Origin of the sequence: Mesorhizobium tianshanense (assembly GCF_007830515.1) — a bacterium.
Lineage (GTDB): Bacteria > Pseudomonadota > Alphaproteobacteria > Rhizobiales > Rhizobiaceae > Mesorhizobium > Mesorhizobium tianshanense.
Map to the genome: position 1 here is coordinate 78,032 of NZ_VLKT01000031.1, position 12,841 is coordinate 90,872.

Annotated in this window: 11 protein-coding genes; 3 read left to right on the forward strand and 8 right to left on the reverse strand. The window is 63.7% G+C overall.

The genetic code is table 11. The features are described from left to right. Positions 1–4 precede the first annotated feature (4 nt). From IQ26_RS23390 to IQ26_RS23425, 8 genes are all read right to left on the reverse strand, one after another. Complete coding sequence (locus IQ26_RS23390; protein WP_145720692.1) at positions 5–946, reverse strand: carbohydrate ABC transporter permease; 942 nt, start codon at positions 944–946, stop codon at positions 5–7. Then, entirely contained in the window at positions 943–1,902 is a 960-nt protein-coding gene (locus IQ26_RS23395) for a carbohydrate ABC transporter permease (RefSeq protein WP_145720693.1), read from the reverse strand. Before IQ26_RS23395 ends, IQ26_RS23390 begins: the two co-directional genes overlap by 4 nt. A 154-nt stretch (positions 1,903–2,056) precedes the next feature. Further along, the gene (locus tag IQ26_RS23400) at positions 2,057–3,310 is read right to left on the reverse strand and encodes an ABC transporter substrate-binding protein (protein ID WP_145720694.1); all 1,254 of its coding nucleotides are present in this window, start codon (positions 3,308–3,310) and stop codon (positions 2,057–2,059) included. A 59-nt stretch (positions 3,311–3,369) separates the two neighbouring features. Then, positions 3,370–4,881: an aldehyde dehydrogenase family protein gene (locus IQ26_RS23405; protein WP_145720695.1), complete on the reverse strand. Its 1,512-nt coding sequence runs from the start codon at positions 4,879–4,881 to the stop codon at positions 3,370–3,372. 16 nt (positions 4,882–4,897) lie between these two features. Next, positions 4,898–5,674, reverse strand: a complete 777-nt coding sequence (locus IQ26_RS23410; protein ID WP_145720696.1) for an enoyl-CoA hydratase/isomerase family protein — start codon at positions 5,672–5,674, stop codon at positions 4,898–4,900. Next, positions 5,667–7,268 (reverse strand): acyl CoA:acetate/3-ketoacid CoA transferase, encoded by a 1,602-nt coding sequence (locus IQ26_RS23415; protein WP_145720697.1) that lies wholly within the window; start codon positions 7,266–7,268, stop codon positions 5,667–5,669. The genes IQ26_RS23410 and IQ26_RS23415 overlap by 8 nt, the downstream gene beginning before the upstream one ends. Further along, positions 7,265–8,281, reverse strand: coding sequence for a Gfo/Idh/MocA family protein (locus IQ26_RS23420; RefSeq protein WP_145720698.1), 1,017 nt, complete (start codon positions 8,279–8,281; stop codon positions 7,265–7,267). Before IQ26_RS23420 ends, IQ26_RS23415 begins: the two co-directional genes overlap by 4 nt. Next, the gene (locus IQ26_RS23425) at positions 8,278–9,321 is read right to left on the reverse strand and encodes a LacI family DNA-binding transcriptional regulator (RefSeq protein WP_145720699.1); all 1,044 of its coding nucleotides are present in this window, start codon (positions 9,319–9,321) and stop codon (positions 8,278–8,280) included. Before IQ26_RS23425 ends, IQ26_RS23420 begins: the two co-directional genes overlap by 4 nt. A gap of 240 nt (positions 9,322–9,561) precedes the next feature. On the opposite strand from IQ26_RS23425, the gene IQ26_RS23430 reads away from it, so the two are divergent. From IQ26_RS23430 to IQ26_RS23445, 3 genes are all read left to right on the forward strand, one after another. Next, complete coding sequence (locus IQ26_RS23430; RefSeq protein WP_145720700.1) at positions 9,562–10,716, forward strand: dihydrodipicolinate synthase family protein; 1,155 nt, start codon at positions 9,562–9,564, stop codon at positions 10,714–10,716. 139 nt (positions 10,717–10,855) lie between these two features. Then, positions 10,856–11,818, forward strand: coding sequence for a GDP-L-fucose synthase (fcl, locus tag IQ26_RS23435; protein WP_145720701.1), 963 nt, complete (start codon positions 10,856–10,858; stop codon positions 11,816–11,818). Positions 11,819–12,576: 758 nt separating this feature from the next. Continuing rightward, on the forward strand, positions 12,577–12,841 hold a 265-nt coding region (locus IQ26_RS23445), incomplete at its 3' end, for a transposase (protein WP_145720702.1).

Consider the following 12,841-nt stretch of genomic DNA (forward strand, 5'->3'; position numbering starts at 1 on the left):
CCGATTATCCTTTGACGGCGCCGGCCATCAGGCCACGCACGAAATAGCGGCCAGCGACCACGTAGACGAGAAGGGTAGGCAGTGCGGCGATCATCGCCGCCGCCATGTTGACGTTGTATTCGACGACGCCGGTCGAGGTGTTGACGACGTTGTTCAACGCCACCGTCATCGGCATCGCGTCGCCGGTGCCGGCATAGGCGGAGGCGAACAGGAAGTCGTTCCAGATGTTGGTGAACTGGTAGATGACGGTGACGACGAAGATCGGCATCGAATTCGGCAGCATGATGCGCCGGAAGATCTGGAAGAAGGAGGCGCCATCGACCTGCGCTGCCTTGATCAGCTCGGTCGGGAAGGCCTCGTAATAGTTGCGGAAGAACAAGGTGGTGAAACCAAGCCCGTAGACGACGTGGACGAAGACCAGGTTGACCGTCGGATTGCCCAAGCCGAAAGACAGGCCGGTCGCGTTGCGCAGTGTCACGCCGAAACGGCCGAGGCTGCCGAGGATCGTCGCCATCGGCAACAGCACCGACTGGAACGGGATGAAGCAGGCAAACAGCATCAGGCCGAAGACCAGCGTGTGGCCGCGGAAGCGCCATTTGGTCAGGACATAGCCGTTGAGGGCGCCGAGCAGCGTCGAGATCAGCACCGCCGGAACCACCATCTTGATGGAGTTCCAGAAATAGCCCTTGATGCCGGCGCAGGTCAGGCCGACGCAGGTTTCGCCCCAGGCTTTCGCCCAAGGCTCGAAGGTCGGCGCCTGCGGCAGCGTCAGCATGTTGCCGTTCTGGATCTCCTCCATGGTCTTGAACGAGGTCACCAGCATGACGAACAGCGGCATCAGGTAGAACAGCGCGAACAGCGCCAAGAGCCCGTAGATGACGATGCGGTTGACGGTCCTGGCGCTGACGCCAGTGCGCTGGCGAGCGGGCGTGGCAATGACGCTCATCGCGGCTTCTCCCTGAGCTCGGAATAGAGATAGGGCACGATGATCGCGGTGATGGTCATCAGCATGATCACGGCGCTGGCCGAGCCGACGGCCATTTCGTTGCGCTTGAAGGTGTACTCATACATGAAGTTCGACGGCAGCCAGGCCGAGCCGCCCGGCCCACCGCTGGTCAGCGCGACGACCAGATCGTAGGACTTGATGGCGAGGTGCGCGAGCACGATGAAGGCCGAGAGAAACACCGGCCGCAGCAGCGGGATGACGATGCGGCGATAGAGCTGGAAGGTGGTGGCGCCGTCGATCTGCGCCGCCTTCATGATCTCGCCGTCGATGCCGCGCAGGCCGGCGAGGAACATCGCCATGATGAAGCCGGAGGCCTGCCAGACGCCGGCGATCACCACGGTGTAGATGACGAAATCCTTGTTCTTGATCCAGTCGAAATGGAAGCTCGTCCAGCCCCATTGATGCAGCGTCTGCTCAAGGCCGAGACCGGGATCGAGGAACCATTTCCAGGCGACGCCGGTGACGATGAAGGACAGCGCCATCGGGTAGAGATAGATCGGTCGCAACATGCCTTCGCCGCGGATTTTCTGGTCGAGCAGGATCGCCAGGAACAGGCCGAGTGCCAGGCAGATGAAGATATAGAGAAAGCCGAAAATGCCCATATTGGTGATCGACGTGTACCAGCTCGATGGCGGGTCGCTCTCGAAGGTCCAGCGCCACAGCCGCTGATAGGCGCGTGACCCGGTGATGGCGTAAGACGGGAAGGTCTTGGAATTGGTGAAGGACAGATAGACCGTCCACAGGATGAAGCCGTAGACGAAGACAACGGTGATCGCAAAGCTTGGCGCCAGTACGATCTTCGGCAGCGCGTCCTGCAGGCGCGAACGCATGGAGGCACCCGGGCGGGCACCACGCTCCGGCGTCGGCTTGATATTGGTTTCGGCAACCGTGCTCATTGGCTCATCCAGTAACGGCTTATCCGGGATCAACTCATCGGGTATCTTGGAGCCCGCCGGCACCCCGAAACGTGTCGATCAAAACGGCTCCAACCCTTGCCTCGGGAGAACCTCCCCCGCTTGCGCGGGGAAGGTGTTTCCAGCGGAGGAGGCCCTACTTGGCGTCTTCGATCGCGCTGACCAGCTGCGTGACGGCCTCGTCCGAGGTCTTGATCTGGCCGTGGACGAATTTCGAGACGACGTCCTTGTAGGCATTGGCGACGGCCGGGGGCGCGCCGTAGCCTTGCGCCAGCGAACCGAACAGCGTGCCGCCTTCGTTGGCGGCCTTCAGGTCGGCAATGCCCTTCTTGCCGCAAGCGTCGAAGTCGGTGTCAGGCACGTCGGTGCGGGCCGGGACCGAGCCCTTGACGACGTTGAAGGCCGACTGGAAGCTTTTCGACAAAGTGGCGGTGGCCAAGGCGGCCTGGGCGGCCTTGCGGTCGTCCGGAACGTCGAACATGCCGAACATGTCGGAATTGTAGACCACGCTGCCGTCGGTGCCAGGGAAGCGGTAGCACAGGAAGTCGGTGCCCGGGGTCTTCTTGGCGGCGTTGAATTCGCCCTTGGCCCAGTCGCCCATCACCTGCACCAGCGCATCGCCCTTGATGACCATGGCGGTGGCGAGGTTCCAGTCGCGGCCCGAGAAATTCGGATCGACATAGGTGACGAGCTTGGCGAGATTGTCGAACGACTTCTTCATCGTGTCGGACTTCAGCTGCTCCTCGTCGAGGTCGTTGAAGGCCTTTTTGTAGAACTCAGGTCCGCCGGTCGACAGCACGACCGAATCGAACATGGTGGCTTCCTGCCAGTTCTGGCCACCGAGCGCGAGCGGGATGACGCCAGCAGCCTTGGCCTTGTCGAGTAACGCGACGAAGTCGTCGAAGGTCTTCGGCTCGGTGCCGCCGATCTTGTCCATCACGGCCTTGTTGATCCACAGCCAGTTGACCGAATGGACGTTGACCGGAGCCGCGACCCACTTGCCGTCATAGACCGAGAACTTCTGCAGGGCGGCCGGAACGGACTTGTCCCAGCCTTCCTTTACCGCCGTCTCGGTCAGATCGCCCATCACGCCGGCCTCGGCATAGTCGAGCACCGTATAGCCGAGCATCTGCGAGGCGGTCGGGTAGTTGCCGGCCGCGACCATCGCCTTCAGCGCGGTCATGGCAGCGTCGCCGCCACCGCCGGCCACGGGCACGTCCTTCCAGGCAAAGCCTTGCTTGGCCAGATCCTCCTTGAGCACGTTCAAGGCAGCCGCTTCGCCGCCAGACGTCCACCAATGCAGCATCTCGACTTCCTTGACGTCCTGGGCATGGGCCGCGAACGCAAGACCCGACCCGAGAGCCGTTCCGATAAGCAGTTTGCGCAACATGTACTTCCTCCCTTGTTGTAGCTACACGACCGGCGGTTGTCCGCCGGGTTCTTCCCAACTCAGCCGACCCACCATCCGGTGCGCTGGCCGCGGTGAAACTGGATTGTCTTTTCCTCGGTATAATCCTCGACGGCGCGCTTTCCGAGTTCGCGTCCGAGACCGGACTGCTTGTAGCCCCCGAAAGGCAGCTCGGGATAACCTTCCATGAACGTGTTCACCCAAACGGTTCCCGAACGCACATTCCGCGCCACCGACATGCAGGTGTCGATGCTGGCGCTCCACACGCCCGCCGACAAACCATAGGGCGTGTTGTTGGCGATGCGCAACGCCCTTTCAATCGATTCAAAGGTCAGCACCGAGAGCACCGGGCCGAACACTTCCTCGCGTGCAATGGCCATGTCCTCGGTGACGCCGCGGATGATGGTCGGGTCGAGATATTGACCGGCACTGGAGGCGATCCGCCTGCCGCCGCTGGTGACCTGGCTGCCATCGCTTGCCGCCGCAGCGACATAGCCGGTGACCTTGGCCAGGTGCTCGGAAGAGATCATCGCGCCGACCTTGGTGCTGATATCGAGCGGATCGCCGACAGTGACCTTGGCGGTGACTGCCTTCACCGCGCCGAGGAAGTCGTCAGCGATCGCCTCATGGACGATCAGCCGGCTGCCGGCGTTGCAGCATTCGCCGGCGTTGAAAAAGCCGCCGAACACCGCCGCGTCGGCGGCGGCTTCGAGGTCGGCATCTGGAAAGACGATCTGGCCGTTCTTGCCGCCAAGCTCCATCGAGACTTTCTTCAGCGAGTTTGCAGCCGACGCCATGGTCATCTTGCCGACCTGGGTGGAGCCGGTGAACGACACCATCTCGACCAGCGGATGGCCGACCATCGCTGAGCCGACATCGGCGCCCAAGCCGGCGAGGATGTTGACGACGCCATCCGGCAAGCCGGCCTGCATCAGGATATCGCCGAGCACGAAGGTCGAGGCCGAGGTCATCTCGCTCGGCTTCACCACCGCCGTGCAGCCGGCGGCGAGCGCGAACGGCAATTTCTGGCTGACGATGAGGAACGGAAAATTCCACGGCGTGATGATCGAGACGACACCGATCGGCTCGCGCAGCACGACGCCCAGCATGGCGTCGCCGAGATTGGCGTAGGTCTCGCCATGGAGCGTGCGGGCAAGGGATGCCGCATAGCGCCAGATGTCGACGGCGCCGCCGATCTCGCCGCGCGCCTGGGCGATCGGCTTGCCGGATTCCAGCACGTCCAGCCTGGCGATCTCCTCGAGCCGCGCCTCGATCAGGTCCGCCGCCTTGAGCAGGATCGCGGCGCGCTCTGCGGCCTTCATGCGCGGCCAGGGGCCGGTCTCGAAGGCCTTGTGCGCTGCGATCACCGCCGCCTCGACGTCCGCCGCGCCGGCTTGCGCATACCGAGAAACCGTGAAGCCATGGCCGGGGCTTTTGCGCTCCAGCGTCCGGCCATCGCGGGCATCGACATGCTTGCCGTCGATCAGCAGCCGGTAGGTCTTCGGTGCTGCGGATGCCTCGGCGGGCATGGCGATCTCGAGGGGCAAGTTCATATGTTCTGGATTCCGCTTACGATCTTGAAAACGCTGGTTTCTGTTTGGCCTTGAAAGCGCCGACGCCGGCCTTGATGTCGCCGGTCAGCGCGATGAAGCCGCTGGCCAACGCTTCGGTTGCGGCGGCACGTTCTTCGCCTTCCGCCACCGCGATCATCAGCTTGGCGGCTTCGCTCGCCAAAGGCCCGCGCTCGGCGATTCTTTCTCCCCAGGCCCGGGCTTCGGCGAGTGCGTTGCCGGCCGCCGCCACGCGGTCAACGACGCCCAGAGAGAGCGCCTCGGAGGCGAGGAAAACCTCGCCGCCGAGCGCCATGCGCCGCACCGTCTGCGCGCCGAAGCGGCGCACCGCGCGCTGCGTGCCGGACCAGCCGGGCACCACGCCGATCGAGGTCTCGGGGAAGCCTAATTTCACGTGCGCCTCGGCGACACGGAAGTCGCAGGCAACCGCCAGTTCCAGCCCGCCGCCCAGCGCATGGCCGGACAGAACGGCGATGGTCGGCTGCCGCAACCGCGCCAGCCGGTCGAAGACGCGGTGGCCGTAGCGCACCCATTGCACCTGGAAATCGGCGGCGCTCATTTGCGACCAGGCTTCGACATCGCCGCCGGCGCAAAACCCCTTGCCTTCGCCACACAGCAGCACGACGCGGACGCCGTCCGCTGCCTCCGCGGCGTCGAGCGCGGCTTCCAGCGCGCGCAGCATCGGTATGTCGAGCGCGTTGAATTTCTCCGGCCGGCGCAGCGTGACGATGCCGAGGGCGCCGTCGGTTTCAAAGGTGACAAGACGCTCAGACATGCGCGCCTCCAAGCGAGGCGCCGCCATTGAGCGACAGGCCGATCGGCCGATCCTGATAGAGCACCGAAGGTGTCACTTTTAGGTCGTTGGCGACACCGAGCGGAATCTCGGCCTGCGCCAGCACGTCGCGCTCAAGGTCGATGCCCGGTGCCAGCTCGGTCACCATCAGCCCATCCGGCGTCAGCTTCATCACGCAGCGCTCGGTGACATAGGTGATGTCCTGCCCCTGCGCGACCGCGCGCTTGCCCGAGAAGGAGATATGCTCGACCTCGCCGACCACCTTCTTGACCTTGCCTTCACCGTCGATGCGGATGCCGCCATCGGCCAGCGACAGCTTGGCGCCGGCATTGAAGAAGCCGGAAAAGACGATCTTCTTCGCCCGTGCGGTGATGTCGACAAAGCCGCCGGCTCCGGCGGTGACATGCGGCCTCGCCGAAAGCTTCGACACGTTGACCGAGCCATGGCGGTCGATCTGCAGGAAGGACAGCAGCGACGCGTCGAAGCCGCCACCCTGGAAATAGATGAACTGATGCGGCGAGGGCATGAAGGCGTCGGCGTTCGAAGAGCAGCCGAACTTGAAGTCGAGCAGCGGCACGCCGCCGACCGCGCCCTGTTCGATGACCCAGGTGACCTTGCCGTGCTGGCCTTCCTCGAGAAGGATGCGCGGAACATTGGCTGAGATGCCGAAGCCGATGTTGACGGCCATGCCGTCGGCAAGCTCCATGGCGACGCGCCGGGCGATCACCTTCTGGACGCTCATCTCGGTATTGCGGAAGGTCGACAGCGGCCGGAAGATCTCGCCCGAGATCGCCGGGTCGTAGGGGGTCAGCGTCGTTTGCAACTGGTCGGGCGCCACCACGATGTGGTCGACCAGCACGCCGGGCACGCGCACGTCATGCGGCTTCAGCGTGCCGTTCTCGACGACGCGCTTGACCTGCGCGATGACGGTGCCGCCATTGTTGCGGGCGGCAAGCGCCTGTTCCAGCCCACCGAGATAGGCGCCCTCGTGCTCATAGGTGAGGTTGCCGCGCTCGTCGGCCGTCGTTGCGCGGATGATCGAGACATCAGGCACGATCGAGCGGAAATAGAGCCATTCCTCGCCGTCGAACTGCTGCACCGAAACGATCGGCTCGCTGGCGGCCGCGTTCATGGCGCAGCCCTGATGACGCGGATCGGCGAACGTATCGAGGCCGACCTTGGTCAGCACGCCGGGGCGCTTGGCGGCGGCTTCGCGATGCATGTCGAACAGGATGCCTGACGGCACGTTATAGGCAGCGACCGAATTGTCGCCGATCATCTTCCAGATCTGCGGCGGCTCCGAGGAGGAGGGGCCTGACGGATAGGAGCCGCACAGCGTGCGCTTCAACAGGCCGGGCTTGGCCAGATGGTCGATACCCCTGATGCCGTACATGTCGCCGGCGGCGATCGGGTGCAGCGTCGTGATGTTCCTCGGATGGCCTTCGGCGTCGAAGCGCTCGCCGATCGCGGCAAGCACTGCATCCGGGCAGCCGAGACCGCTTGACGACGACACGGAAACGACCATGCCGTCCCTGATCAGGCTCGCGGCCTGTGCCGCGGAGACGAGCTTGCTCATCCTGCGCTCCCGAGTTTCGGATCGACCGCGACGGCCTTGCCGGATCTGGCTGATTGCAACGCCGCTTCGGCTGATGTCAGCGACCAGATGCCGTCCTCGCCGGTGGCCGACGGCTGGCCTTCGCCACGGATCGCCGCATGGAACTGGCGCAGGGAGCGGGTATAGAGATCTTCGCGGTCGAAGCTCAATTCCTCCTCGCCCTTTGCCGTGCGCAGCAGCACGGAGCCGATCGGCTTCTGCGTCATCACATCTTTCGCGATCAGCGAGCCTTCACTGCCATGCACCTCGAAACCGGTGCCGGCGAATTTGGTGGTGAAGCCCTCATGCGACTGCGCGATAGTGCCCGATTTGAAGCGCCAGATGCACATGGCTCCATCTTCCAGTCCGCCGCCGGCCATGCCTGCCGTCTGCGTGAACGCTGAAACCTCGAGCGGATCGTCGCCGAGCACGAAGCGCAGGGTGTCGGCATCGTGCACAGTGATGTCGAGCACCACGCCGCCACCCGCTTCCGGCCTGGTGATGCGCCAACCCTGCAGGTTTTCCGGCAAATAGACGGAGTGGAAGACGCGCGCGGCAATCGGCTTGCCGATGCGGCCGGCGGCGATGGCTTCGCGCATCGCCCGGTGCGATCCGGCATTGCGCAGGTGGTGATTGGTGCCGAGCACGATACCGGCCGCCTTGGCGGCGGCGACCATCCTGCGCGCATCGGCGCTGGTCAGCGCCAGCGGCTTTTCGCACAGCACATGTTTCCTCGCCATGATGGCGGCCAATGCCTGTTCGAGATGCAATTCGTTGGTGGTCGAGATGTAGACGGCGTCGATGTCGGAGCCGAGCAGTTCGTCGAGCGTGGAGACGGCGAGCGGAATGCCGTTCTCCTTCGCATAGGACGTGGCGCGCTCCGGGCTGGAGCTCATCACCGCCGCGATCTCGCTGTTCGGTTGCGCGCGGATGGCGCTGATCACGAATTGCCTGGCGATCGTGCTTGCGCCGATCAGTCCCCATTTCACGGTCATGCCGCGTCTCCCATTCCAGCACGGCGATCAGGACCGCAACTGTCCCTGACGACGAGATTGACGGCGCCGATATGATCCTCGGCGCGCGTGGTGCGCGACTGGATCATCTTCAGCATGACATGGGCGGCGCGCTCGCCGAGGCCCGCCGAATCCACCGCGACGCTGGTCAGCGCCGGCATGTAATGCTGGGCTTCGACCACGTCGTCGAAGCCGACGACGGCGAAATCCGCGCCGGGCTCCAGCCCGCGCTTGCGCAGCGCCAGCATGACGCCGAAGGCGACCGCATCGTTGAAGCACAGCGCCGCGGTCGGCGGCTCGGCCATGGCAAGGGCCGTTTCCAGACAGGCAATGCCGCCCCTGCGGCTGGTTTCGCCTTCGACGACGAGTGTATCGCGTGAGGCGATGCCGAGCGCCTCGCAAGCCTCGCGAAAACCGCCCAGCCGCTCGTGATAGACCACCAGATCCGACGAGCCGCCGAAGAAGGCCAGCCGCCGATGGCCCTTGCCGATCAGATGGGCGGTGGCGAGCTTGGCGCCGCGGTGATTGTCGGGCGCGATCACCGGGATGCGGCTCTCGGGAAGGCGGCGCATGGTGAAGACGATCGGAAGGCCCGCCGTCTCGATGCGGCGGAAGGCACCGGGCGTCGTGCCGCGCGCCGGCGACACGATCAGCCCGGCGACCCCTTGCTCCATCAGCGATTTCAGCACTTCTTCCTGGCGCACCGGGTTCTCCGCCGTGTTGGCGATGAACGGCACGATGCCTGCCGACTGGAAGACGCGCTCCATGCCGACCGCCATTTCAGCGAAAAAGGGGTTGGTGAGATCGTTGATTACCATGCCGATGACATTGGAATGGGCCTTGCGCAGATTGGCGGCGCTGCGGTTGTAGACATAGCCGACATCCTCGATCGCCTTGCGAACCTTCAGCGCGGTTTCAGGCCGGATCAGCCCGCTGCCCTGCAGCACGAGCGACACCGTCGATTTGGACACGCCCGCCTCTCGGGCAATGTCGAGTATCGTCGCCTTGGCCCTGCTGGCCATCCAGATCCGTCCTCCCGGTATTTTCTGATCGAATTTATTGGAACGTTCTAATCCTGTTGCTGGATTTGAGTCAATCAGGATTTTTCCCAATCGGAAAAGGAAAAACTCAGCGGCTGGGCGCGGCGCTTTCCAGGGGGTTTGTGCTGCGATGCAACATCTGGCGAGGGCGGGCATCAGAATCACAAAGGCTCTTGATTTATTGGAACGTTCCATTTATAGGCGCCCCCAAGGGAGAGATCGATGGACATTGCCTTGCCTGAGGAGGGCGGCCGCAGCACGCGCTACCGCCTTGTCGGCCAGCCGGTGCAGCCGGTGATCGGCGCGCGGTTTTCGCGCATCGCCTATGCCGCCGCCCATGTCGTTGCCGATCCCCTTGATATGACCGATCCGTGGTCTCATCCCGCGGTCGACTGGGAGCGCACGATGGCGTTCCGCCATCACCTCTGGCGGCTCGGCTTCCGTGTCGCCGAGGCAATGGATACCGCGCAGCGCGGCATGGGTTTCGACTGGGCAAACGCCAGGGAATTGATCCGGCGTTCGATTGCCGAGGCGCGAACCGTCGAGGGTGCCGACCTCGCCTCGGGTGCTGGAACAGACCATCTGGCGCCAGATGCCGCCAACGGGCTCGACGACGTGATCGCCGCCTATGAAGAGCAGTTCGGTTTCATCGAAGGCCTGGGCGGCAAGGCGATCATGATGGCCAGCCGCGCGCTGGCGACTGTCGCCAAAGGTCCCGACGATTATATCAGCGTCTACGACCGCATCCTTCGCCAAGCCTCCGGCAAGGTCATCCTGCACTGGCTGGGCGACATGTTCGATCCGGCACTGAAAAATTATTGGGGCAGAAGCGACTTCGAGACAGCGCTCGACACGGTGGTCGCCATCATCGAACGGCATGCCGGCAAGGTCGAGGGGATCAAGATATCGCTGCTCGACGCCGGCAAGGAGGTTGCCTTGCGCAACCGGCTGCCTGACGGGGTGGTCATGTTCACCGGCGACGACGTCAACTACCCCGAGCTGATCGCCGGCGATGGCGAAAGACATTCGCACGCGCTGCTCGGCATTTTCGACGCCATCGCGCCGGTCGCCAATGCCGCGCTGGCGAAACTGGCCGACGGCGACCGCGCCGGTTATGACGCGCTGATGGCGCCGACCGTGCCTTTGTCGCGGAAAATCTTCGAGGCGCCGACCGAATACTACAAGGCCGGCATCGTCTTCATGGCATGGCTGAACGGCCACCAGGACCATTTTTCGATGGTCGGCGGCATGCAATCGGCGCGCGGCATCCGCCACTATGCCGATGTCTTCCGCCTTGCGGACCAGGCCGGATTGCTGGCCGACCCGGAGCTTGCCGTCGCAAGAATGAAGAGCCTGTGCGCCGTCGCGGGTGTCTGACTGTTTACCGCAAGACTCCTCCTAAATCTCCGATTTGCCTTGTCCGGCCAAATCTGTATGCGGTATGCGTCCGACGCAGGCCCATCCGGCGCGTCGACGCCAGATAGGCATAGCGGCCGTTCTGCACAGGGATACGCCAATGGATTTCGAACTTCAGGGCAAGCGCGTTTTCGTGGCCGGGCATCGCGGCATGGTCGGCTCGGCCATCCTGCGCAGGCTGGCGGACGAGGACTGCGAGGTCTTGACCGCGTCCCGCGATAAACTCGACCTGATGGACCAGGCCGGCGTGCGGCGCTGGATGGCCGATCGCAGGCCGGACGCGGTTGTGATGGCGGCGGCAAAGGTCGGCGGTATCCTGGCAAACGACAGGCTGCCGGTCGATTTCCTGCAGGACAATCTCATCATGCAGACCAACGTCATCGAAAGCGCCTTTCGCAACGAGGTGCAGAAATTGCTGTTTCTCGGCTCGTCCTGCATCTATCCGAAATTCGCGGCGCAGCCGATCTCCGAGGACGCCTTGCTGACCGGGCCGCTCGAGCCTACCAACGAATGGTATGCGATCGCCAAGATCGCCGGGCTGAAACTGTGCCAAGCCTATCGGCGCCAATATGGTGTCGAGTACATCTCGGCGATGCCGACCAACCTCTATGGCCCCGGCGACAATTTCGACCTCTCCAGCAGCCATGTCGTACCGGCTCTCATGCGCAAGGCGCACAAGGCCAAGCGCGCCGGCGACAAGACCCTGGAGGTCTGGGGATCGGGCACGCCGATGCGCGAATTCCTGCATGTCGACGACGCCGCCGATGCCCTGGTCTGGCTGCTGAAGAACTATGCCGGCGACAGCCACGTCAATGTCGGCTCGGGCGAAGACATCACCATTGCCGAACTGGCCCGCACCATGCTCTCCGTCGTCGGCGCCGATGCCACGCTCACATTCGATGCGACGAAGCCGGACGGCACGCCGCGCAAGCTGATGGACGTGTCGCGCCTGTTTGCCACGGGCTGGCGCCCGCGGTACGCGCTTCGCAGCGGGCTGGAACAGACTTACGCGTGGTTTCTCCGGCATATCGAGGAGGGCGATCTCCGCCTCGGCGCGGCCTGACTCTCAATCGCGCCGATTGCCAGTGGAGACGAACGTCCCGGGCGCGCTGAGGCGCGTCGCGAGGCTCATGCGGCGCCTTGAAGCGGACGGCTTCGCAGACGTTTTGGCATGTCCTTCAATTTTCTTGTGAACCAATCCTGCCCGAGAAGCAACCAAGCACTGCGTTTGCAAAGCGCGGTCAATCATGGAGAACTTCTCATGTCTATTGCTATACGAAATATCTTTCTTGCCGCCGTCGCCGCTTCGGTGCTGGCGGGTTGTCAGACGACAGTGACGAGAGAGTGCGACAAACCAAATACAAAAACCGTCTACAGCGGCAAATGCTGCGGCGTGGGCGATACCAACTGCCGGGAAGGCAACGGCGGCAGACCGGGAAATAGGCCAGACCCAAGGCCCCAATGATCCGGACCCCGCCCGTCCTGGTTCGAGCCGGGGCGGGCGTCCTACGTGTCAGGGCGGATTGTCTGGATGGTGGGCGTGACAGGGGCACCCACTAGTCCGCTAAGCCACTGATAAACCTATAGACCACTTTGGCGAAGGAGGCGAAATGTCTCCATGCTGCTGCACACAGCAGTTTTTTCAGGTGACGGCAAGAGAGTTTCGTCGGACGCCCCAGCCAAATGCTTAGGTGTGACTCCAAGGCAAGACAAGGGAGGTTGGAGCAGTGTGCTTGGGGGAGACTGGCTACGGGAAACCTACGTGGCACTCTGAACCGCGCCGGGTTGATCGGAGGCTCCAACTCCTGAGAAGGTGGAGCCATGACAAGCAAGACGACCAACAAGTTCTCTCCCGAGGTCCGAGCCCGTGCGGTGCGGCTGGTTCTGGATCACGAAGGCGAGCATGCCTCGCGGTGGGCGGCGGTGTCGTCGATCGCCGCCAAGATCGGCTGCACGGCGCAGACGCTGCATGAGTGGGTGAAGAAGGCCGAGCGCGACAGTGGCGTGCGAGCCGGTGTGCCTACGGATGTGGCGACGAAACTCAAGGCTTTGGAACGCGAGAACCGCGAGCTTCGCCAGGCCAACG